Here is a 23,569-nt window from a genome sequence, read left to right as displayed (position 1 = left end):
TTAACCAAACTCGCGCAGACGGTGGGCAATTTTGCGGAACAGCGAGTCGTGGCGTGCATCCCGATCTTTCTCACCGGTGATCACCACCGTCGCCGTCGTTCCTGCTGGCCACAGGTCGCCCTGCTGTGCATCCAGACGAATACGCACCGGCACGCGCTGCGCCAGACGCACCCACTCCAGATTGGAATCTACCGTCGCCATCCCTTTGCCGTCGCGGGTGGCGCTGGCGTTAGTCACCCCTGCCGCTATGCTGTCGACAGTACCTTTCAGCACCTGGTTGCTGCCAAGGGGAGTGATCTCCGCCCGGTAACCCGGACGGACATTTTCCAGTTTGGTCTCTTCCATATAGGCGAGTACATAGAAGGAGTGCTGTTTCACCAGTGCCACGGCGGTGGAGCCGCGGGTAATAAATTCACCGGTATAGACGTTGAGGTTGGTTACCCAGCCATCGGACGGGGCGCGGATGACGGTGCGCTCGAGATCGAGCTTCGCCAGATCGCGTGTGGCCTCGGACTTCGCCAGCTGATGCAGTACGGTTTGCAGCACGTTGTTGGACTGGTCAATCTCCTCGCGGGACATCGCCTGCACCCCCAGCTTATTACGGCGCCCAGCCTCACGACGTTTTTCCGCCGCCAACGCCTCGTAGTAAGAGACATCCGCTTCGGCTTGTTCCAGCGCTTTCCGGTAACGAGGCTGGTCGATGGTAAACAGCACCTGATCCTTTTTGACCAGCTGGTTGTCATGCACATTGACGGCGGTGATCAGCCCCGCCACATCGGGGGCGATGGCGACGATGTCAGCGCTAAAACGCGCATCACGCGTCCACGGTGACTCAGTGTAATAGACCCACGCGCGAAAAATAGCGATGAACGCGAGGATGACCAGTGCCACGGTAATGGCGGTACGGGAGATTTTTCTTGTTAGTGTTTTCACATCAACCTCAAACAAACAGGCGCGATACCAGATAGAACAGGCAGCAATAGAGCGCGGAATTAAACAATGCAGGGTGCCAGACGAAATCATAGATCCCGGTTGGAGCCAGCACCTTTCGCACCAGCCAAAAAATCGCCAGTGATAAAAGCAGTTCGAAGAATATCGGTGGGAACGACAAACCGAACACCACGATAACGGGAAACAGACTCATGTTGACCTTGATTAGAGCGAGCAGGCGAAAGAATTATTCAGCGTACACCACCGCAGAAGTGGCCAGAAAAGCCGGGCGAGAGTGGCGTAGCTATAATGTATTAATAATATATTAGCGTAACTGTTATGCTGTTATCTATCATATGTGATCTAAATCACTTTTAAGCCAGAGTGAATAATGGAACGTCTAAAACGGATGTCAGTTTTTGCCAAAGTCGTTGAGCTGGGCTCCTTTACCGCCGCGGCCAGGCAACTACAGATGAGCGTCTCTTCTATCAGCCAGACCGTTGCCAAACTGGAAGATGACCTCCAGGTGAAGCTTCTCAACCGCAGCACGCGCAGCCTCGGCCTGACGGAGGCAGGGAAAATCTATTATCAGGGCTGCCGGCGAATGTTGTATGAAGCCCAGTCGGTACATGAGCAACTCTACGCCTTCAATAACACCCCCATCGGCACGCTGCGCATCGGCTGCTCTTCAACTATGGCACAAAATGTCCTGGCTGAAATGACCGCTGAGATGTTGCAGGAGTATCCGGGGCTGACGGTTAATCTGGTCACCGGTATTCCCGCTCCGGATCTGATCGCCGATGGCCTGGATGTGGTGATCCGCGTCGGGGCTTTGCAGGATTCGAGCCTCTTTTCGCGTCGTCTGGGGAGCATGCCGATGGTGGTGTGCGCGGCGAAAAAATACCTCGCCAGAGCGGGTATCCCGGAAAAACCGGCGGACCTCAGCAATCACGCCTGGCTGGAGTACAGCGTGCGGCCGGATAATGAATTTGAGCTGACTGCGCCAGAGGGTCTGTCAACAAAGCTGCTGCCGCAGGGGCGTTTTGTCACTAACGATCCGATGACCATCTCCCGCTGGCTGGTGGCTGGAGCCGGGATCGCCTATGTGCCGCTGATGTGGGTGATCAACGAGATCAACAGCGGCGAGCTGGAGATCCTCTTCCCGCGCTATCAGTCGGATCCACGCCCGGTTTACGCGGTCTATACCGAAAAGGATAAGCTGCCGCTGAAGGTGCAGGTGTGCATTAACTATCTGACGGACTATTTTGTGCAGGTGGCGACGCTGTTTCAGGAGATGCGGGGAAGGAAGGAGTAACCCTCTCCCGCGGGAGAGGGTCAGGATGAAAAGATTACGCAGTACCACCGACGGTCAGGTTATCCACTTTCAGGGTTGGCTGACCGACGCCTACCGGCAGGCTCTGCCCCTCTTTACCGCAGACACCGACGCCGTTATCCAGCTTCAGATCGTTACCCACCATTGAGATCTGCTGCATCGCTTCGATGCCGGAGCCAATCAGGGTGGCGCCTTTCACCGCTTTGGTCACTTTGCCCTTCTCAATCAGATAGGCTTCTGAGGTTGAGAAGACAAATTTACCGGAGGTGATATCCACCTGGCCACCGCCGAAGTTCGGCGCGTAGATCCCGTAATCAACGGATTCGATAATTTCCTGCGGCGTGGATTTACCCGCCAGCATATAGGTGTTGGTCATACGCGGCATCGGCAGGTGCGCGTAGGATTCGCGACGGCCATTGCCGGTTGGCGCAACGCCCATCAGGCGCGCATTCAGCTTGTCCTGCATATAGCCTTTCAGGATGCCGTTTTCGATCAGCACGTTGTACTGGCCCGGCGTGCCTTCATCGTCGATGGAGATCGAGCCACGACGATCGGTCATGGTGCCATCATCCACTACGGTACAGAGTTCCGAGGCTACCAGCTCCCCTACCTGACCGCTGAACACAGAGGTGCCGCGGCGGTTGAAGTCGCCTTCCAGACCGTGGCCTACCGCTTCGTGCAGCAGTACACCAGGCCAGCCTGCACCCAGCACTACCGGCAGCGTACCCGCAGGCGCCGCCACGGCAGAGAGGTTAACCAGCGCCATGCGCACCGCCTCTTTCGCCCAGGCGTCGGCACGCACTTCGCCATCCACCGGATTGAGGAACCATTCATAACCGAAACGACCGCCGCCGCCGCTGGAGCCGCGCTCGCGTTTGCCATCCTCTTCCACCAGCACGCTGACGGAGAGACGCACCAGCGGACGCACGTCGGCGGCCAGGGTGCCGTCGGTTGCCGCCACCAGAATCAGCTCATATACGCCGCTCAGGCTGGCCGAGACTTCCTGTACGCGCTTGTCTTCCGCGCGGGCGACTTTGTCCACCCGGCGCAGGATATCCAGCTTCTCTTCACGACTCATGCTTTGCAGCGGATCGACGCTGGTATAGAGCGCAGAGTGCTGCACTTCACCCAGGGTTTTCACCCGGCCATCGCCACTTTCGCGCACGATGGTGCGGGCCGCCTGCGCGCTCTGTTCCAGCGCGGTCAGGCTAACCTGGTCCGCATAGGCAAAACCGGTTTTCTCACCGCTAACGGCACGTACGCCGACGCCCTGGTCGATGTTATACGAGCCATCTTTAATGATGCTGTCTTCTAAAACCCAGGATTCGTGATAGCTCGACTGAAAGTAGAGATCGCCGTAGTCGAGACGGCGTTCGGTCAGTTGACCAAGAATGGAAAAGAGGTCCTGATGGCTCAGGCCGTTCGCTGCCAGCAGATGTTCACTTACCAGGTTCAGACTCATCGTTTTGCTACTCGTTCGTTGCCGTCCACAGGACGTATCTAAGATCTTATCTATTGAGAGTGAGGCAATTAATTGCCCGCGTCAAATCATTGCTGTGCATCTTTGCGAGGCTGACGCAGCACTTCATTAATCTGCGGTTTATCCACCGGGCCGGTAATGTGATAGCGCAGAATGGAGACTTTGCTCCACAGCGGCCCCAGCACTTTACTGGCGGCAAACACCGCCGCGCCCACAATCGGGTTAACGGCAAAGGCCGCCGCCACGCCGACGGTGGCGGAAATTTCCGGCGCCACCACCGCTTCCATATCCAGCTCACGACGCACCAGATTGACGGAGCCTTTCATGGCGATATCTGCTTCCAGCCCGTCCACCAGCGTATCGTCGGTGTGCAATACGCCATCTTTGATCCACGCGGTGCTGCGGATCGAGTCGAAGTAGAAGCCTTCATTAAAGGTATCGTTGAAGTCAAAGCGCAGCTTGCGCAGCAGGGCGTCGAAACTGAGTAACCGCAACAGTTGCCCTGCATGGCCGGTGCTGAGATCGGCGATTTCACCTCTCCCCAGCCGCGTTTTCAGAATGCCGTTAAGCGAGGCTTCGTCAGGCTTCCAGGGCATGTCGCGCCAGTGCAGATCGTAATCGACATCAAACGATGAACCGCGAATCGGGGTCGTGACGCCAAAATAGTTAGCGGCGGCATCCAGCTTGTTGCCCTTAATTTGCCCCTTCAGAGAGGTGCGCTTCTCGCGGACGCCGTTCACCCATTCGCCGTTGGCGGTCAGGCGCCCGAAGCCGGTATCAATCAACCCTCCCGCCAGGGTCAGGGTATCGCCCTTGATGGTGAAATCGCCATTAACTCGGCCATACTTCTGTCCCCAGAGCCAGCACTCGGCGCAGCGCAGCTGTAGGTCAGGCCAGCCGCTAAAATCGATTCGTGAGGTACTGGATAACGGCGAGACGTTATTGCTTGTCCCGGCGGTGACGGAGGCCGGATTGTAATAGAGATAGCGGATCTGCGCCTGCCACGGCGCGGTGTCACGCATCAGCAGGCTGGCGTTGATCTCCCGTCCCTGGGCATCGATTTTCGAACCGTTGAGGGTGGGCTGCGAGACAATGCTCAGGTTATTCCACTGCTGCCCGCCCAGCGTCAGCGCTGGCGTGCGCACCGTGATGTGTTGCGGGAACTGCGCCGCTTCATCCACATTTTGCCCCACCCCGCGCTGGAAAAGCGCCAGCCATTCTGCCCCGTCCATCGGCGGCAGGTTGAGCTCTATACCCGCCTGCTCCGGCAGCGGCGGCAGGGTGCGGCTGTCGGTGGTCCAGATGGCGCGATCCAGCGTCAGCTTACGGTTCAGCAGCCAGCGGCTGTTAAAGTGATTTGTCCCGCTGGCGTTGCCGGTCAGGGTAAAGCTGTTGAGATCCCCGTCGACATTTAGCTTCACCGGCAGCGGCTCGCCTGCGCGCTTGTTCAGGGGAGAAGGCAGATCGCTGCTGACGCTTTTCAGGTCGCCGCTGATGTCCACTTTGTAATGCGGGGTGCCACGATAAGGCAGATCGATCGCCACCTTGCCGTTCCACGGTACACGGCCTTCAAGGGACTGGCTGACCACTTTGGGCAGCACATCCATCCGCGAAGGTTGCCAGCTGGCATCCATATTGACCGCCACCTGGTAGGCTTTCTCGCCCTCGGTGGTGGAGAAATCGATCTTCACCGGCTGGCTGAACCAGTTTGCGGTCAGCGGCCCGCTTTTCAGATCGCCATTCACGAAGCTGAACTGGCCGGTCAGGTTTTTCAACGTGCTGTTCAGCGGCTTGATGAACAGGCTGTTATTTTTCAACCTGACGTCGCCTTCTGCGGTGGTCATGGTGCCGTCCAGCGGGATATCCAGATGTAAGCGAGCATTCACATCGCCATCCAGCTGGAGCTGCTGGAGCGTGGCGCCCAGCGAATCGTCTAACGGCGTCTCGTCAAAATAGGGTCCAACGGCTTTTCCAGGCCCGTTGATATCGGCGTCGATCAGCAGTTTTTCTTTTGAATAATCGGGGATCACCGCCGTCAGGTTGCTGGCCTTCACGCCGCCCAGCGCCACGCCATCGGTTTTCATCCACAAGCCGTCATTGATAAAGTTGAGCTCAATATCGAGGTTTTTCAGCGCCGGCCAGTCAGGCTGGAAGGCATAGGTGGCGTTGCGTAACGGCACCAGCACCTGGAACTGCCCTTCGTTGTGCTTGTAGGGGAAGAGATGCGGATTGCCGCCATACGCCAGGGTGGCGTTGTCCGCCTGCCCGCCCTGAATGGCGCCGCTCAAATAGTCCACCAGCGCTTTACCCATCAGGTTTTCAGGAAAATAGCGCCAGGCCTGTGAGCCGTCGTCGGTGCTGATGCCCGCCAGGATCCCCAGCCAGGGCTCATCGCCCGCCGGTTGCAGATAGCGGAAATCACCCCGGGCATGCACCGCTTTGGCTTTCACGTCGATGTCGCGCCCGTCGAGCTGGAAACCTTTCTCGTTCTTCAGCCAGTGGAGGGTGGCGGTCCCTTTTTCAATTTCCAGCGGCGCGCGGAAGACCGTTTCATACGGCATTTTCGCGTCACGCATATGGGCCACCAGACGGCCATCTTCCATGCTGCCTTCCAGCGTGCCGCTAAAATGCTCGGCGCCCGGCAACATCTCCCACTGCTTCCAGGCGAGATCGGTCCAGGCAATGTTGAAGCGGGTTTTTTCTGTTGCCTGCAGCGGAATATCCAGTGCCAGGGCGTTGATCGCCCCCACCGGCTGGGTGGCCTGCCAGACTTCGCCCAGCGCCGGAGAGAGTTTCGCCGCAAGGGTCCGTAGCCCCTCAAGGCCAGACAGCTCCAGATTGCTGGCGCGAATGCGCAGTTCATCGCTGCGTTTACTGTCAACGCCGCCCACATCCTGCGCCGGAATCCAGGCCAGCGACAAGGCCCCGCGTGGCCAGGCTTTGTCATCCAGGGTGATACGGGTATCCGGAATGGCGAACTGCCAGCCCTCATTGGCACGGGTCACATGGGCGGTGAGATTATCCACAGAGAGCTGATGCTGACGCGTTTCCCCCGGCCAGGTGGCGCCGCCCTGCTTTAGCCAGAGATCGCCGCTGGCGAACTGGCCGTTGGTGAGGGTCATCCAGCCTTCAATGCTAAAGCGCGCGGTTTCGAGCTGCATGTCCTGCTGCAGCCACTCTCCCAGCCAGGGTTTGACGTCCACGTCGTCGGCCTGCATCCACACTTTACCGTTATTCAGCAGGCCATTGTCGTCACGCAGATCCATACGCACCTGCATCACGCCGTGCTGTCCGTTCAGGCTGGAGAGGCTGACCTGGCCTTCGGCGCGATGGCGCTCTTTGCCGTTGAGCCAGGTTAACTGGGGGATCGCCAGCTCGGCACGCTGCCCGGAAAGGGTGATAAAGCTTATCTCGCTGTCGCGCAGATCGAAATGATCGAACTGGCGCAGAAAGAGATCGCTGATGCGGTTGGCTTCGAAGCCTTCGCCCTGATCGTCGCTGCGCAGCGGGGTGTTGGTCAGAAATTGCAGCTGATAGAAGGTGAGATCGCGAAACTGCCAGCGCAGGTGCAGCAGGCTTTGCCAGACATCCAGCGCCAGGGTCACACGCTTAATCTTAACGTGGCCGCCATCCTTCAGCTGCGCGTTGATGTCGCGCACTTCCAGGGTCGGGCCAAAGTTTTGCCAGCTCGCGTTGAGCTGGCTGGCCGCGACGGGCACACCGGTCGCGGATTCGATCTTCGCCAGCAGCTGCGGGCGCCAGTTGTCCAGATGCGGCAATACGAGACGCAGCCCGCTTACCAGCAGCGCGACAATCACTATCAGCGTTGCCCCTGTAAGCAGTAAAATCCCCGGCAATCGCCTCACGCGTCTCTCCTTGTCAGCCGTTTTCTCGCAGCACGCTGCGTTTTACATCATCACCACGTCAAACTGCTCCGGGTTATAGAGCGGCTCGATTTGTACTTTTACCTGTTTGCCGACAAAGATTTCCACTTCCGCCAGAGCGTGTGACTCTTCCCCTTTCAAGGCTTCCGCCACCGAAGGAGAAGCATAGACCAGGAAACGGTCGGAGTCGTAGGCGTGATGCACGCGAACGATCTCACGCATGATCTCGTAGCAAACCGTCTCTACCGTCTTCACCGTGCCGCGACCATGGCAGGTTGGACACTCGTTACACAGCACATGCTCCACGCTTTCACGGGTGCGCTTGCGGGTCATTTCTACCAGCCCAAGCTGGGAAAAGCCGTTAATGCTGGTTTTCACGCGATCTTTACTCAGCGCCTGCTCCAGCGAATGCAGCACGCGACGGCGGTGGTCTTCGTTACTCATATCGATAAAGTCGATGATGATGATGCCACCCAGATTGCGCAGACGAAGCTGACGCGCAATGGCCTGCGTCGCTTCAATATTGGTGTTGAAAATGGTGTCGTCCAGATTGCGATGCCCGACAAACGCCCCGGTGTTGATATCCACGGTGGTCATCGCTTCGGTCTGGTCGATAATCAGATAGCCGCCGGACTTCAGCTCGACCTTACGCTCCAGCGCGCGCTGAATTTCGTTCTCAACGTCGTAGAGATCGAAGATGGGCTGTTTGCCGGTGTAGTGCTCCAGCAGGCCCGGCATTTCAGGAATGTATTCCGCAGTGAATTCGAGCAGCGCATCATAGGTCAGACGGGAGTCGACGCGGATGCGATCGAGCTGGGCATCGGCGAAGTCACGCAGGACGCGCTGGGCCAGCGCCAGTTCACCGTACAGCTGACAGCGGGTCTGGTTGCGTTTTTTACGCTCCATCACTTTGGTCCAGACGCGTTTCAGGTAGGCGGCATCCGAGGCCAGATCCTCTTCGCTAATCCCCTCTGCGGCGGTGCGAATGATAAAGCCGCCCTGCTCATCGCAGTAAGCACTGACGACTTTTTTCAGCCGTTCGCGCTCGCTTTCACTTTCGATACGCTGGGAGACGCCAACGTGTGACGCGCCAGGCATAAAGACCAGATAACGGGAGGGTAAGGTAATGTCGGTGGTCAGGCGCGCCCCTTTGGTGCCCAGCGGATCTTTCACCACCTGCACCATCAGATCCTGGCCCTGACGCACCAGCTCGGAGATATCACGGACGGTAAACTGCTTCTGCTCTTCTCCCGCCACGCATTCGGTGTGCGGCATGATATCCGAGGCGTGTAAAAATGCCGCTTTATCGAGTCCAATATCTACAAATGCCGCCTGCATACCCGGTAGTACACGACTGACACGACCTTTGTAGATATTGCCTACTATTCCGCGTCGCGCTTCGCGCTCAATATGGATTTCCTGAAGAATGCCGCCATCAATATAGGCCACACGGGTTTCCGATGGCGTTACGTTTACCAACAATTCAGCCGTCATAATTATCCCTTCCCTCACGCAGTGAGTTAAAATTGCTCAGCAACTCATACGTTTCCACCAGCGGTAAGCCGACTACGGCGTGATAGCTGCCATTGATCTTCCTGACAAAACAGCCACCCAACCCTTGAATACCGTATGCACCTGCTTTATCCATAGGTTCACCGCTGGTGATATAACCGGCGATATCCTCATCTGTGAGTACTCTGAACGTGACATCGGTGACAACCAGACAGTCGAGCACGTGCTGACGGTCAGCCAGCGCGACGGCGGTCATCACCTGATGCGTTTGTCCGGACAATTTGCGCAGCATCCTGAAGGCATGCTCGCCGTCGTGAGGTTTCTCGAGGACTTCACCGTTAAGGATCACGATGGTATCTGCGCCCAGCACCGGTAAATCGCGCGGCACCTGCGCCACGCCAGCCTGCGCTTTCTCCCGCGCCAGGCGAGAGACATACTGCTGAGCGCTTTCGCCCTCAGCCCGTTTTTCCTCAATGCCGGTAACGATACGTTCAAAAGAGAGACCCAACTGCGTGAGCAACTCCTGACGGCGCGGGGAGCCGGAAGCGAGATATAAAGACGTCATAGAAACCTTTTATTGCACGGCAAATTGCTGGCGGACCTTACGCATCAACAGGAACAGCCATGGCCAGAGCACACCGTTTACTACACTACTCCAGAACACTTCCGGACGGAAAGAGACGTTGATCACTAAAAACTCTGCCCAGAAAACAATGATATCCGCGGCCATGGATAACAACATCACCACCAGCGCCTGTTGCCAGAGCGCCAGATTACGAAAGAGCTGATATTTCAGTGCGACCAGGTATGCGATGATACTCATGGACAGCGCGCGTACGCCAAGCGTCGAGCCACTGATCAGATCCAGTATGGCACCCATCACAAAACCTGTGCCCACATTTACGCGGTGCGGCAGAGCGAGGATCCAGTAGAGCAAAATCAGCAGCACCCAGTTTGGCCGGAAAACGAGAATGTCGTCCGGCCAGGGCATGACTTGCAGCAACAGCGCGATCAAAAACGAGAGCCAGATAACCCAGCGTCCCTGGCTACGGTAGCTTGCCACTATTGCCCTCCCGGAGAGAGTTGCGGTGGCGGCGGCGCATCAGGCGGTGGCTGGGTCAGCCCTGTCGCTGGCGCAGGAACTGGCGCAGGCGGCCCCATGGAGTTTGGCGCAGGCAGAACCTGCGGCATCATCTGCATCAGACGTTCATTCGCCACGCGGTGCACCTCTTCCGGCGTCATGGGATTGCTACCGTTACGATCGGCGCCCCACAACAGCAGCAGATAGCGCAGACGCTGTAAGCCCGCGGTAGGACGTGCCTGAATCACCGTATACGCGCGCTGAGTATCCAGCTTCACGGAGGAGACCACCCCAACCGGGTACCCTTCCGGGAAACGCCCGCCGAGACCGGAGGTCACCAGTACGTCACCCACGCGAATATCGGTATTCGCCGGCAGATGTTCCAGCTGTAGATCGTCCGTACAACCGTTACCGGCGGCGATCACGCGGATGTCGTTACGCAGAACCTGGATCGGCAGCGCATGGGTCGCATCGCAAATCAGCAATACGCGGCTGGTGAGCTTAGCAACGGCTACCACCTGACCGACGACGCCTTTATCGCTGATAACAGGCTGACCTTCGTAGACGCCATTAACGCTGCCTTTGTCGATGACCACCTGATCGCTGTACGGATCGTTAACGGTGGAGATCACCTGGGTCACCATCTTCTGCTCATCCTGACGCAGCGGGGAGCCCAGCAGCTCGCGCAGACGGGCATTCTCCTGCTTGTACTGGCCCAGCATCAGCAGTTCGCTGTTTTTCAGCAGCAGTTCCTGACGTAACGCGCGGTTTTCAAGTTCGAGTTGATCGCGTGAGGACAGAGTTTGCGAAACGCTGTCGAGTAATTCACGGGGACCATTTGATACAAAATAGAAAGGACTGACGGCGGTATCCATGTACGTTCTGATCTGGCTGAACGTACCGAGGCGGCTATCGGCAATAATGACACCAAGCGCTACCAACACCCCAAGGATGAGGCGAAACTGTAGCGACGGGCCACGGCTAAAAATTGGCTTCATAGGCTATGCGTACTCTCGCGTCAGAGAGAAAGGGTAGCCATCCGCTACCCTTTCACACCTGACTACTCTTCGCTGAACAAGTCGCCGCCGTGCATGTCGATCATCTCCAGCGCCTTGCCGCCGCCACGGGCTACGCAAGTCAGTGGATCTTCTGCAACTACGACAGGAATTCCTGTCTCTTCCATCAACAGGCGGTCGAGGTTACGCAGCAGCGCACCACCACCGGTCAGAACCATACCGCGCTCGGAGATATCGGAAGCCAGTTCCGGCGGGCACTGCTCGAGGGCAACCATGACGGCGCTGACGATACCGGTTAACGGCTCCTGCAGCGCTTCGAGGATCTCATTGGAATTCAGGGTAAAGCCACGCGGAACCCCTTCTGCCAGGTTACGGCCGCGAACTTCGATCTCGCGAACTTCATCACCCGGATAAGCAGAACCGATTTCGTGCTTGATACGCTCTGCGGTGGCTTCACCGATCAGAGAGCCGTAGTTACGGCGAACGTAGTTAATGATGGCTTCGTCAAAGCGGTCGCCACCGATACGTACCGAGGAGGAGTAAACCACACCATTCAGGGAGATAACGGCCACTTCAGTGGTACCGCCACCGATATCCACCACCATGGAACCGGTTGCTTCGGAAACCGGCAGACCCGCGCCGATTGCCGCCGCCATTGGCTCTTCAATCAGGAAAACTTCACGCGCACCAGCGCCCTGAGCGGATTCACGAATAGCACGACGTTCAACCTGGGTAGCGCCAACCGGCACGCACACCAGAACACGTGGGCTCGGACGCATAAAGCTGTTGCTGTGCACTTGCTTGATAAAGTGCTGAAGCATTTTCTCGGTCACGAAGAAGTCAGCGATAACGCCGTCTTTCATCGGACGAATGGCAGCGATATTACCCGGCGTACGGCCAAGCATCTGCTTAGCGTCATGGCCTACAGCCGCTACGCTTTTCGGTGAACCAGCACGATCCTGACGAATGGCCACAACTGAAGGCTCATTCAGTACGATGCCTTGTCCTTTTACATAAATGAGGGTATTCGCGGTACCCAGGTCAATGGACAGGTCATTGGAAAACATGCCACGAAATTTTTTCAACATACTAAGGGATAATCCTGAAAGCTGGGGCGGAAAACAAAATCCGCTTACTTTACCAACCACACGCAGCAGCGACAAGGCGCAAAAATCGCCTGCTACGGTGAAAATTAGTGCAGCACGTTTCCTTTGTTACAAATCGTCGCCTGACTCCCTCAGGGCTGAGAAAACAGCAGCGTTCCTCACGTACATTTGTAACCCGTTAAAGGTCGTTCACTGTCATTTTGCTCGTCATACATCACGCTACAGGCGCGATATTCTACGTGAAAACTCACCAAACGGCAGGTTAAACAGAGTATCTTTGCGAATATTTTTTCACATTGCTGTCAAGAGGCTGAGAGGCCGCAAAAAAATCGCCCTGACCCCCTGTCACGCCGCGCTCTGTCAATGTCTGCCATTCCGTTCGCGACCGCACACCCGTAGCAAATACACGCGTTTGCGTTCCTTTGCACGCTTCCACCAGGCTCTGTACCAGCAGCTGGTTTTCCGTGCGCTTTTCAATATTTCTTACCAGCCCCGGATGCAGCTTCAGGAGCTCAACCTCCAGCGCCTTGATCCAGCTGGTGCTGACCAGCGTTAAACCCGCCTGCGTCACCGCGACGCGCGCGCCCAACGCGTTAATCAGCCGAACAACCGGCTGTAACCGACTGATGTGTTGACAAACATCCGCCTCTGCAAGTTCAAAAATAATCCGTTTCCGCTGCGATTTTTCACATTGCATCAGCAGATCCCGCAGCCAGCGCTGGAAACGCGGGCGGATCAACGACTCCACCGTCACCTGCAGCGCCAGGTTCTCTTCGGGCCAGTAGGATAAAAATGGCATCAAGCGCGATATCTGCTGGCGGTCGTACTCTTCAGACAGGCCAAACTGCAGGATCATCGGCAGATACTCGGCCGATACCACCTCTTCGTTGCCGTCGAAGATTCGACAGAGCAGTTCCCGATGATGGACCTTGCCGCTGGTCAGCACCGCCGGTTTTTGGTAAATCCGCGGTCCGCCTCGGGTCAGCATCTGCTCGATTAAGGTTCGCCAGCGCACGTTGCCGCGTCCTTTTTCGGGCAGGGAGTCATCATAAACCGCCCAGCCGTTCGCCCCTTGCAACACCGCATTACGGGTGGCAGCCTCGGCATGTTCCATCACCTGCTCGGTAGACTGGCCGCCGCGCCAGGCGCAGATGCCGATATGCACCATGTCATCACGATCGAGCATTTTGCTGGGTGGGAGCGCATCCACCGATTTCAACAGCAGCCCGGCAATGCTTTCAGACTCCTTCAGCGTGCGGTGCGGCAACAATACGGCGTAATCACTGCGGTGATAGCGTGCCAGCAGTGCGCCGGGGTAACGCATGATAAAGGTGGAGAGCATATTAATGAGCGTAAACTGCTGCTCCTCCGCCACTGCCCGCCCCCAGTTATCTTTCAGCAGATCGAAGTCCGGCAGACGGATAATCATCACCACCCCATGTGTGCCCACGTTCTCCTGATCTTCCAGCAAAGTGCCCAGCTGATTATCAAAGAACAGGCGGTTATTGAGGCCGGTTTTATTGTCCTGGGCGGCATAGGATCGGATCAGGGTATCTATCCGGCTGCGCTGGTCGCTGGCGAACTGAATTTCGGACAGCAAAACGTCCAACGCGCTGCTGGTGCGTGAGGGCCACTCATAGACCGAGCCGCGCACCTGCGCGCCGCGTTCACCGTTAAGGATCCGCGTAGAACGCGACTCCAGTAGCTCCTGTCCGGCGAGCTGACGCCGCAGCCAGCGCACCGCCAGGAAGATCAGCACCACGATGAAAATCACCGCCACCGTGAGCGGTGCGGTGGTCATCAATGAACGAAAATAACTGGTCATTGGGTCCAGATAGACCAGGCTTATCGTCATACCGGGGTTTTTCAGGGAGGGGACGGTGAGCTGGAGCATCTGCGGAGGTGAACCCACCTGCCGGTAATGCGTATGCCCGGTGTGGCTTAAAAGGAGGTTGCCGCCCTGCTTAATCTCCACCCGCATGATATCCACCGGGGCCATCAGCTCATCCAGTTGACGGGAAAGTTCTGGAAAGGGTGTGCTGACAAGGCGGGAATCAATCACTGACGCCACGGAGTGGACGCGGTTCGCCAGTTTTCCCTGGATCGCATTATAAAAACTGAGCGAGCAGCCGATAAAGGTGACGAATATGGTCAACCCGGTAAGCAAGGAGATAAAAGCGGAGAACTTCGTCGATAATCGCATCCTTGAGATTACTCCGTGAGTTGGTGAGGATAGCAAGTAAGTACTAACTCGCAATACGGCACTGGCATACTACCAAATCAGGTGTATCTGGCAATTTATTGCGTTAAATCGGCATTGCATGTCATTGAGCGAGTATAGTCTCCAAAAATTTTTTTCCAATCATCATGCTGAGTAAGGAATCGTATGCAGGCTTTGATCTTAGAACAGCAGGAAGGCAAAACTCTTGCGTCAGTACAATCTATCGAAGAGAGCCGCCTGCCTGAAGGCGCCGTGACTGTAGATATCGACTGGTCCAGCCTTAACTATAAAGACGCCCTGGCCATTACGGGCACCGGAAAAATTATCCGCAATTTCCCAATGGTTCCAGGTATCGATTTTGCGGGACGCGTACATGCCAGCGAAGACCCACGTTTTCATGCCGGCCAGCAGGTGCTGCTGACCGGCTGGGGCGTGGGGGAAAACCACTGGGGCGGGCTGGCGGCGCAGGCGCGCGTCAACGGCGACTGGCTGGTACCCATGCCAAAAGGGCTGGATGGCCGGAAAGCGATGATCATCGGTACCGCCGGCTTTACCGCCATGCTCTGCGTAATGGCGCTGGAAGAGGCCGGAGTACGTCCTGAATCGGGTGAAGTGGTGGTGACGGGCGCCAGCGGTGGCGTCGGTAGCACGGCGGTTGCCCTGCTGCATAAGCTGGGCTATCAGGTCGCGGCGGTCTCTGGCCGTGAAAGCACCCATAACTATCTGCGTTCCCTGGGCGCGAGCCGCATTCTGGGCCGCGACGAGTTCGCTGAGACCCGCCCGCTGGAGAAACAGATCTGGGCCGGTGCCATTGATACCGTGGGCGACAAAGTGCTGGCGAAAGTGCTGGCGCAGATGAACTACGGCGGCTGCGTCGCGGCGTGCGGCCTGGCGGGCGGTTTTGCCCTGCCAACTACGGTGATGCCGTTTATTCTACGCAACGTCCGTCTGCAGGGTGTCGATTCGGTGATGACCCCGCCAGAGCGCCGTGCCCAGGCCTGGGAGCGACTGGTTCGCGATCTGCCGGCCGCCTTCTACGACCAAAGCGCCACTCAGATTAGCCTTGAGCAGGCACCGGAGTATGCCGCGAAGATCATCAATAACCAGATCCAGGGCCGTACGCTGGTGAAGCTGGCGTAATCTTCAAATTTTCGTGACATATTCGCTTTAAACCCGCTCCTCCGTCATGCTTAGAAAAATGCATGACGGAGGATGCCATGAAAGTGAAACCCCTGACGGAAGCCGATATCACCGCGGAATCCGTTTTTATGCTCAAGCGCCGCCAGATCCTGAAGATGCTGGGGATCGGCGCTGGTGCGCTGACCCTTTCGCCTCTCGCCCAGGCCGACCTGCTGGACTGGTTCAAGGGCAACGATCGCCCAAAAGCGCCACCCGGAAAACCGCTCACCTTTACCCAACCTGCCCAGTGGCAAAGCCAGCTTGCGAAGACGCCTGAAGAGAAAGTGACGGGCTATAACAACTTCTATGAGTTTGGCCTCGATAAAGCCGATCCTGCCGCCAACGCCGGCAGCCTGAAGACCAATCCCTGGACGCTGAAAATCGACGGCGAAGTGGCAAAACCGCTGACCCTTGATTACGACGACCTGACTAACCGTTTTCCGCTGGAAGAGCGAATTTACCGTATGCGCTGCGTTGAAGCCTGGTCGATGGTGGTGCCGTGGATAGGTTTTCCGCTGCATAAACTGCTGGCGCTGGTAGAGCCCACCAGCAATGCGAAGTATGTCGCCTTCCAGACCCTTTACGCCCCGGATATCATGCCTGGCCAGAAAGATCGGTTTATTGGCGGCGGACTTGATTACCCTTACGTGGAAGGGCTGCGCATTGACGAGGCCATGCACCCACTTACGCTGCTCACCGTAGGTGTGTATGGCAAAGCCCTGCCACCGCAAAACGGCGCACCCATCCGCCTGACCGTACCGTGGAAGTATGGCTTCAAGGGGATCAAATCGATTGTCAGCATCAAGCTGACCCGCGAGCGCCCGCCTACCACCTGGAACCTTGCCGCTCCAGACGAGTACGGTTTTTACGCCAACGTGAACCCGCACGTCGATCACCCGCGCTGGTCGCAGGCTACCGAACGCTTTATAGGCTCAGGCGGCGCGCTGGATGTGAAGCGCCAGCCCACGCTGCTGTTTAACGGCTATGCCGACCAGGTGGCCTCGCTCTACCGCGGCCTCGATTTGAAGGAGTTTTTCTAAGTGCGTCTGACGGCAAAACAGATTACCTGGCTGAAGGTCGCCCTGCATCTTGCAGGGTTACTTCCTTTTATATGGCTCTTCTGGGCCGCCAGTCATGGCGGCTTTAGCGCCGACCCGGCTAAAGATATCCAGCACTTTACTGGCCGGACGGCGCTGAAATTTTTACTGGCGACTCTGCTGGTTTCACCGCTGGCGCGCTATGCAAAACAGCCGCTGCTTATCCGCACCCGTCGCCTTCTGGGGCTATGGTGCTTCGCCTGGGCGACGTTACACCTCACCAGCTATGCGTTACTGGAGCTGGGCATCAACAATCTGGCCCTGCTGGGAAGCGAACTGGTGACCCGTCCATACCTGACGCTCGGGATCGTCAGCTGGATAATTTTGCTGGCTTTAACCCTCACCTCTACCCAATATGCCCAGCGAAAACTGGGGAGGCGCTGGCAACTTCTGCATAATTTCGTTTATCTTGTCGCGATCCTGGCCCCCATCCACTACCTTTGGTCAGTGAAAATTCTCTCGCCACAGCCGATCATCTACGGGTTACTGGCTTTAGGGCTTCTGGCATGGCGTTATAAGAAGTTTCGCCAGTGGTGGCGATAGTGAACGAAAACGTGCGTATCCCCGCAGATCGTTTAACCTTCCTGGGCATTTATCCGAATGCTGTTGATAATCTTCCCTGATAAGACCAGTATTTAGCTGCCAAATGCTACGAAATCGTTATAATGTGCCACTTTGGTCTCCCCGACGGGTTTTTCGTAGCCTGAGAGGGTGACAATCGTGCATCGAAGGTATATTTTGTTTTTTACCGGAGAATCGCAGGAGATAGCGGCACAATGGCTGACAAGTTTCACATCTTAGTTTTAAACGGACCGAACCTGAATATGCTCGGCACCCGTGAACCCGAGAAGTACGGCACGCTGACGCTCACCGATATTGTTACACGTCTGGGTAGCGAAGCAGCGGCGCTGAATGTGGAACTTGACCATTTTCAGTCGAACGCGGAGTACGCACTCATCGACCGAATTCATCAGGCTAAAGAGACCACAGACTATATCCTGATCAATCCGGCCGCGTTTACGCACACCAGTGTTGCTATTCGCGACGCGCTGCTGGCAGTGAGCATCCCGTTTATCGAGATCCACCTCAGCAACGTGCATGCGCGGGAGCCGTTCCGCCACCACTCCTACCTGTCGGATATCGCCACTGGCGTCATCTGTGGACTGGGGGCTGACGGTTATTCATTCGCTTTACAGACAGCGGTAAAACGCCTGTCACAATCACACTAAACAAAGAGTACGGAACCCACTCATGGATATTCGTAAGATTAAAAAACTGATCGAGCTGGTTGAAGAATCAGGCATCTCCGAACTGGAAATTTCTGAAGGCGAAGAGTCTGTACGCATCAGTCGTGCAGCGCCAAACGCAGGCTTCCCGGTTATGCAACAAGCTTATGCTGCACCAATGATGCAGCAGCCAGCGCTGTCTAACGCTGTCGCGCCAACAGCGGCTCCAGCAATGGAAGCGCCAGCAGCAGCGGAAATCAGTGGCCACATCGTACGTTCCCCAATGGTTGGTACTTTCTACCGCACCCCGAGCCCGGACGCGAAAGCGTTCATCGAAGTGGGCCAGAAAGTTAACGTGGGCGATACCCTGTGCATCGTTGAAGCCATGAAAATGATGAACCAGATCGAAGCAGACAAATCAGGTACTGTGAAAGCGATTCTGGTCGAAAGTGGTCAGCCGGTTGAATTTGACGAGCCGCTGGTCGTCATCGAGTAACGAGGCGAACATGCTGGATAAAATTGTTATCGCTAACCGTGGCGAGATTGCCCTGCGAATCCTTCGTGCCTGTAAAGAGCTGGGCATCAAGACCGTCGCTGTGCACTCAAGCGCGGACCGCGATCTGAAACACGTATTACTGGCGGATGAGACGGTCTGTATTGGCCCGGCTCCGTCCGTCAAAAGCTATCTCAACATCCCGGCCATCATCAGCGCCGCTGAAATCACCGGCGCGGTGGCTATTCACCCGGGTTACGGCTTCCTCTCTGAGAACGCCAACTTTGCTGAGCAGGTTGAACGCTCTGGCTTTATCTTCATCGGCCCGAAAGCTGACACCATTCGTCTGATGGGCGACAAAGTGTCTGCGATCACCGCAATGAAGAAAGCGGGCGTACCGACCGTACCAGGTTCCGACGGCCCACTGGGCGACGATATGGATGCTAACCGCGCCCATGCGAAACGCATTGGCTACCCGGTTATCATCAAAGCGTCCGGCGGCGGCGGCGGTCGCGGTATGCGCGTTGTGCGCAGCGATGCCGAACTGGCCCAGTCTATCTCCATGACCAAAGCGGAAGCGAAAGCCGCGTTTAACAACGACATGGTCTACATGGAGAAGTACCTGGAAAACCCACGCCACATCGAAATTCAGGTGCTGGCTGACGGTCAGGGTAACGCTATCTATCTGGCAGAACGCGACTGCTCCATGCAGCGTCGTCACCAGAAAGTGGTCGAAGAGGCACCAGCACCAGGCATCACGCCGGAGCTGCGTCGCTACATCGGCGAGCGTTGCGCCAAAGCCTGTGTGGATATCGGCTATCGCGGGGCGGGTACTTTCGAGTTCCTGTTCGAAAACGGCGAGTTCTACTTCATCGAGATGAACACCCGTATTCAGGTTGAACACCCGGTTACCGAAATGATCACCGGCGTTGACCTGATCAAAGAGCAGCTGCGTATCGCTGCGGGCCAGCCGCTCTCCATCAAGCAGGAAGAAGTGATTGTCAAAGGCCATGCGGTGGAATGCCGTATTAACGCCGAAGACCCAAACACCTTCCTGCCAAGCCCGGGTAAAATCACGCGTTTCCACGCGCCGGGTGGTTTTGGTGTGCGTTGGGAGTCTCATATCTACGCCGGTTACACCGTACCGCCGTACTATGACTCAATGATCGGCAAGCTGATCTGCTACGGCGAATCCCGTGATGTGGCGATTGCCCGCATGAAGAACGCCCTGCAGGAGCTGATCATCGACGGCATCAAAACTAACGTTGATCTGCAGATGCGTATCATGAGCGACGAGAACTTCCAGCATGGTGGAACCAACATCCACTATCTGGAGAAAAAACTCGGTCTTAATGAAAAATAAGCCTGCATAAGCGTAAAAAGGTCGGTTAATCCGGCCTTTTTTTATTTCTGGGGATCGCCAGGCCCCATAAGGTACAATCCCCGCTTTCTTTTTCCACAAGGGACAAAAAATGGACAAACGTTTTGTTCAGGCCCATAAAGAAGCGCGCTGGGCGCTGTGGTTAACCCTTCTCTATCTCGCGGCATGGTTAGTGGCCGCTTACTTACCTGGCTCTGCAATCGGGATCACCGGTCTGCCTCACTGGTTTGAGATGGCCTGCCTGCTCATCCCGCTGGTGTTTATTCTGCTCTGCTGGGCGATGGTGAAATTCATCTATCGCGATATTCCGCTGGAGGATGACGATAATGCAGCTTGAAGTGATCCTGCCCCTCGTCGCGTATCTTTTTATTGTTTTTGGCCTCTCTGTTTACGCCATGCGCAAACGGACAACGGGCACGTTCCTGAACGAGTATTTTCTTGGCAGCCGCTCGATGGGTGGTATTGTGCTGGCGATGACCCTGACCGCCACCTATATCAGCGCCAGCTCTTTCATTGGCGGCCCGGGCGCGGCCTATAAATATGGGCTGGGCTGGGTATTGCTGGCGATGATCCAACTGCCCGCCATCTGGCTCTCGCTGGGCATTCTGGGGAAAAAATTCGCTATCCTGGCGCGTCGCTATAACGCCGTCACTCTCAATGACATGCTCTTTGCCCGCTACCAGAGCCGCCTGCTGGTCTGGCTGGCCAGCCTGAGCCTGCTGGTGGCCTTCGTGGGTGCCATGACCGTGCAGTTTATCGGCGGCGCGCGTCTCCTTGAAACCGCAGCCGGTATTCCCTATGAAACGGGCCTGCTGATTTTTGGGGTCAGTATTGCGCTCTATACCGCCTTTGGCGGCTTCCGCGCCAGCGTGCTCAATGACACGCTGCAGGGCATGGTGATGCTGGTCGGCACCCTTGTGCTGCTGGTGGGCGTGGTGCATGCCGCGGGCGGGTTAAGCCACGCGGTGGAGACACTGCAAGCCATCGATCCGAAACTGGTTTCGCCGCAGGGTGCGGACGACATTCTGTCGCCAACCTTTATGACCTCCTTCTGGGTGCTGGTCTGCTTCGGGGTGATTGGTTTACCCCATACCGCCGTGCGCTGCATCTCTTATAAAGACAGCAAGGCGGTACACCGTGGGATTGTCATCGGCACTGTCGTGGTGGCGATCCTGATGTTCGGTATGCACCTTGCAGGTGCGCTGGGCCGGGCGGTAATACCTGACTTAACCGTGCCGGATCTGGTGATCCCTACCCTGATGGTGAAAGTGCTGCCGCCGTTTGCTGCCGGGATCTTCCTTGCTGCGCCAATGGCGGCGATCATGTCGACAATTAATGCTCAACTGCTGCAAAGTTCCGCTACGATCATTAAAGATCTCTATCTGAATATTCATCCTGAGCAGATGAACAACGAGCGCCGCCTGAAGCGGATGTCAGCCGCGATCACCCTGGTTCTGGGCGCGTTGCTGCTGTTGGCCGCGTGGCGACCGCCGGAGATGATTATCTGGCTCAACCTGCTGGCGTTCGGCGGGCTGGAAGCGGTGTTCCTCTGGCCGCTGGTGCTTGGCCTCTACTGGGAGCGCGCCAATGCAGCCGGTGCGCTGAGCGCAATGATTGTCGGCGGCGTGCTCTATGCCGTGCTCGCCACCTTTAAAATTCAGTATCTGGGCTTCCATCCGATTGTGCCTTCGTTACTGCTAAGTTTGCTGGCGTTTGTGGTGGGGAACCGTTTCGGTCAACCCGCTCCGCAGACCGCCGTCATTTCTACTGATAAATAAAGAGTTTTGCCATGCCGTGGATCCAACTGAAACTGAATACGACCGGCGCCAATGCCGAAGAGATGAGCGATGCGTTGATGGAGGCCGGAGCGGTCTCCATCACCTTCCAGGACACGCATGACACGCCGGTGTTTGAACCGCTGCCGGGTGAAACGCGTCTGTGGGGCGATACCGATGTCATCGGTCTGTTTGATGCCGAAACCGACATGGCCGAGGTTGTGGCCATTCTGGAAAATCATCCGCTGCTGGGTGCAGGCTTCGCGCATAAGATCGAGCAGCTGGAGGATAAAGACTGGGAGCGCGAATGGATGGATAACTTCCACCCGATGCAGTTCGGCAAGCGTCTGTGGATCTGCCCGAGCTGGCGCGACGTGCCGGATGAAAATGCGGTAAATGTGATGCTCGATCCGGGCCTGGCATTTGGTACCGGTACCCACCCGACCACCTCTTTGTGCCTGCAGTGGCTGGATGGTCTGGATCTGGACGGCAAGACGGTGATCGACTTTGGTTGCGGCTCCGGGATCCTCGCCATCGCGGCCCTGAAGCTGGGTGCGGCAAAAGCGATTGGGATCGATATCGATCCGCAGGCGATTCAGGCCAGTCGCGACAACGCTGAACGCAACGGTGTCTCCGATCGCCTTGAGCTCTATCTGCCGGATGACCAGCCGCAAGCCATGAAAGCCGATGTCGTGGTCGCTAACATTCTGGCTGGCCCGTTACGGGAACTGGCGCCGCTAATCAGTGTGCTGCCCGTTGAGGGGGGTCTGCTGGGCCTTTCCGGTATCCTTGCCAGCCAGGCTGAAAGCGTATGCGATGCCTACGCCGAGCTGTTCACTCTTGATCCGGTCGTGGAGAAAGAGGAGTGGTGTCGCATAACAGGTTGTAAGAAGTAATCACTCCAGCGTGGTCATCCCTGGCCACGCTATTTTTTTACCCGCAATAACACTCTTTCCCGAATTAATTCTCCTGTAAAATAGTAATAACTAATTGTTTTTATTTATTATTTTACTCATTACCATTTATAAGGAGAATATAATGAAAGCTTACGTTAGTAAGGCGGCGGTACTTGTCCTCAGCTTAATGTCAGTCTCAGCATGGGCGTCCCATTGGAGTTATGAAGGCGAAGGAGCCCCCGAGCATTGGGGAGAGATAGACAGTAACTTCAAAACCTGCCAGACCGGTATGTACCAGTCGCCGATCAACGTCGAAAAAACCCTCAAAGCACATATTCTTCCCCTTGCAACCCACTATTCCGACGGTCCGGTAACGTTAACGAATAATGGGCACACTATTCAGGCTGGCGAGAAAGACGGTACAAACGACACTATTACCCTGGATAATCAGGCCTGGACACTGCAACAATTCCACTTCCATGCCCCCGCTGAAAACATGATCCACGGTAAAAAGTTCGCGCTGGAGATGCATCTGGTTCATAAAAACGCAGCAGGTGAGATAGCGGTTGTGGCCGTCATGTTCAACACAGGCAAGGCGAACGCCGAACTGGACAAATTGTGGAGCGTCATGCCGCAGAAGGCGGAGCAAAGTACCCCACTTACTACGCATCTGGACCTGAATAAACTCTTGCCACACGAGAAAACGTACTGGCGTTATAGCGGTTCCTTAACCACGCCACCCTGCTCAGAGGGGGTGATCTGGATTGTCATGCAACACCCGCTCACATTGTCTGTAGCCCAGCTGGAAAAATTTACACGAACTATGCACCACGATAATAATCGCCCGGTACAACCATTACATGGCCGTACTGTCGTGGAATAACGCTCGCTTTTCATCCTGATATCATGTTCTAAAATGCGACCTGGATCGCAAAGAAGCGGGATAATCTGCTGTTAAA

Annotated in this window: 21 protein-coding genes; 11 read left to right on the top strand and 10 right to left on the bottom strand. The window is 56.4% G+C overall.

The window, feature by feature from the left end; all coding sequences use genetic code 11:
* Both aaeA and aaeX read right to left on the bottom strand, forming a co-directional pair.
* The gene (aaeA, locus tag ACOKCT_RS11880; protein WP_103180995.1) at positions 1-933 is read right to left on the bottom strand and encodes a p-hydroxybenzoic acid efflux pump subunit AaeA; all 933 of its coding nucleotides are present in this window, start codon (positions 931-933) and stop codon (positions 1-3) included.
* Between the two features lie 7 nt (positions 934-940).
* Positions 941-1,144, bottom strand: a complete 204-nt coding sequence (aaeX, locus tag ACOKCT_RS11875) for a p-hydroxybenzoic acid efflux pump operon protein AaeX (RefSeq protein ID WP_032614553.1) — start codon at positions 1,142-1,144, stop codon at positions 941-943.
* A 177-nt stretch (positions 1,145-1,321) separates the two neighbouring features.
* Here aaeX and aaeR point away from each other — a divergent pair, with 177 nt between their 5' ends.
* Positions 1,322-2,245 (top strand): HTH-type transcriptional activator AaeR, encoded by a 924-nt coding sequence (gene aaeR / locus ACOKCT_RS11870; RefSeq protein ID WP_103177225.1) that lies wholly within the window; start codon positions 1,322-1,324, stop codon positions 2,243-2,245.
* A gap of 34 nt (positions 2,246-2,279) precedes the next feature.
* On the opposite strand, the gene tldD is transcribed toward aaeR, so the two are convergent.
* The 8 genes from tldD to csrD all read right to left on the bottom strand — a co-directional run bounded on the left by tldD (position 2,280) and on the right by csrD (position 14,545).
* Positions 2,280-3,725, bottom strand: coding sequence for a metalloprotease TldD (gene tldD / locus ACOKCT_RS11865; RefSeq protein ID WP_156655286.1), 1,446 nt, complete (start codon positions 3,723-3,725; stop codon positions 2,280-2,282).
* Positions 3,726-3,811: 86 nt separating this feature from the next.
* A complete protein-coding gene (gene yhdP, locus ACOKCT_RS11860; protein WP_159339876.1) occupies positions 3,812-7,609 on the bottom strand; it encodes an AsmA2 domain-containing protein YhdP in 3,798 nt (1,265 codons plus the stop codon).
* A 42-nt stretch (positions 7,610-7,651) separates the two neighbouring features.
* Complete coding sequence (rng, locus tag ACOKCT_RS11855; protein ID WP_103177228.1) at positions 7,652-9,121, bottom strand: ribonuclease G; 1,470 nt, start codon at positions 9,119-9,121, stop codon at positions 7,652-7,654.
* Positions 9,111-9,704, bottom strand: a complete 594-nt coding sequence (locus ACOKCT_RS11850) for a Maf family protein (protein WP_103177229.1) — start codon at positions 9,702-9,704, stop codon at positions 9,111-9,113. Before ACOKCT_RS11850 ends, rng begins: the two co-directional genes overlap by 11 nt.
* 9 nt (positions 9,705-9,713) lie before the next feature.
* Positions 9,714-10,202 (bottom strand): rod shape-determining protein MreD, encoded by a 489-nt coding sequence (mreD, locus tag ACOKCT_RS11845; protein WP_103177230.1) that lies wholly within the window; start codon positions 10,200-10,202, stop codon positions 9,714-9,716.
* Complete coding sequence (gene mreC, locus ACOKCT_RS11840; protein ID WP_103177231.1) at positions 10,202-11,218, bottom strand: rod shape-determining protein MreC; 1,017 nt, start codon at positions 11,216-11,218, stop codon at positions 10,202-10,204. The genes mreD and mreC overlap by 1 nt, the downstream gene beginning before the upstream one ends.
* A 62-nt stretch (positions 11,219-11,280) precedes the next feature.
* A complete protein-coding gene (gene mreB / locus ACOKCT_RS11835) occupies positions 11,281-12,324 on the bottom strand; it encodes a rod shape-determining protein MreB (RefSeq protein WP_000913396.1) in 1,044 nt (347 codons plus the stop codon).
* A 280-nt stretch (positions 12,325-12,604) separates the two neighbouring features.
* On the bottom strand, positions 12,605-14,545 hold the full coding sequence (csrD, locus tag ACOKCT_RS11830; RefSeq protein WP_156655288.1) for an RNase E specificity factor CsrD: 1,941 nt from the start codon (positions 14,543-14,545) through the stop codon (positions 12,605-12,607).
* Between the two features lie 183 nt (positions 14,546-14,728).
* On the opposite strand from csrD, the gene ACOKCT_RS11825 reads away from it, so the two are divergent.
* The 10 genes from ACOKCT_RS11825 (at position 14,729) to ACOKCT_RS11780 (ending at position 23,493) form a co-directional block, all read left to right on the top strand.
* Complete coding sequence (locus tag ACOKCT_RS11825; RefSeq protein WP_103177233.1) at positions 14,729-15,703, top strand: MDR family oxidoreductase; 975 nt, start codon at positions 14,729-14,731, stop codon at positions 15,701-15,703.
* A 77-nt stretch (positions 15,704-15,780) separates the two neighbouring features.
* Positions 15,781-16,782, top strand: coding sequence for a protein-methionine-sulfoxide reductase catalytic subunit MsrP (gene msrP / locus ACOKCT_RS11820; protein WP_103177234.1), 1,002 nt, complete (start codon positions 15,781-15,783; stop codon positions 16,780-16,782).
* On the top strand, positions 16,783-17,382 hold the full coding sequence (gene msrQ / locus ACOKCT_RS11815) for a protein-methionine-sulfoxide reductase heme-binding subunit MsrQ (RefSeq protein ID WP_103177235.1): 600 nt from the start codon (positions 16,783-16,785) through the stop codon (positions 17,380-17,382).
* 233 nt (positions 17,383-17,615) lie between these two features.
* The gene (gene aroQ, locus ACOKCT_RS11810) at positions 17,616-18,068 is read left to right on the top strand and encodes a type II 3-dehydroquinate dehydratase (RefSeq protein ID WP_159339874.1); all 453 of its coding nucleotides are present in this window, start codon (positions 17,616-17,618) and stop codon (positions 18,066-18,068) included.
* 22 nt (positions 18,069-18,090) lie between these two features.
* Positions 18,091-18,561, top strand: coding sequence for an acetyl-CoA carboxylase biotin carboxyl carrier protein (accB, locus tag ACOKCT_RS11805; RefSeq protein ID WP_103177237.1), 471 nt, complete (start codon positions 18,091-18,093; stop codon positions 18,559-18,561).
* Between the two features lie 10 nt (positions 18,562-18,571).
* Positions 18,572-19,921, top strand: coding sequence for an acetyl-CoA carboxylase biotin carboxylase subunit (gene accC / locus ACOKCT_RS11800; RefSeq protein ID WP_103177238.1), 1,350 nt, complete (start codon positions 18,572-18,574; stop codon positions 19,919-19,921).
* Between the two features lie 109 nt (positions 19,922-20,030).
* The gene (locus tag ACOKCT_RS11795; protein WP_103177239.1) at positions 20,031-20,276 is read left to right on the top strand and encodes a YhdT family protein; all 246 of its coding nucleotides are present in this window, start codon (positions 20,031-20,033) and stop codon (positions 20,274-20,276) included.
* On the top strand, positions 20,266-21,717 hold the full coding sequence (gene panF, locus ACOKCT_RS11790; protein WP_156655289.1) for a sodium/pantothenate symporter: 1,452 nt from the start codon (positions 20,266-20,268) through the stop codon (positions 21,715-21,717). The genes ACOKCT_RS11795 and panF overlap by 11 nt, the downstream gene beginning before the upstream one ends.
* A gap of 11 nt (positions 21,718-21,728) precedes the next feature.
* Positions 21,729-22,610, top strand: coding sequence for a 50S ribosomal protein L11 methyltransferase (gene prmA / locus ACOKCT_RS11785; RefSeq protein WP_103177241.1), 882 nt, complete (start codon positions 21,729-21,731; stop codon positions 22,608-22,610).
* Positions 22,611-22,752: 142 nt separating this feature from the next.
* Complete coding sequence (locus ACOKCT_RS11780) at positions 22,753-23,493, top strand: carbonic anhydrase (RefSeq protein ID WP_159339873.1); 741 nt, start codon at positions 22,753-22,755, stop codon at positions 23,491-23,493.
* Positions 23,494-23,569 lie beyond the last annotated feature (76 nt).

The organism is Leclercia sp. M-A074-M, assembly GCF_965195605.1.
In the GTDB taxonomy this organism is placed as follows: Bacteria; Pseudomonadota; Gammaproteobacteria; order Enterobacterales; family Enterobacteriaceae; genus Enterobacter.
This window is presented reverse-complemented; position numbering and strand designations above follow the sequence as displayed.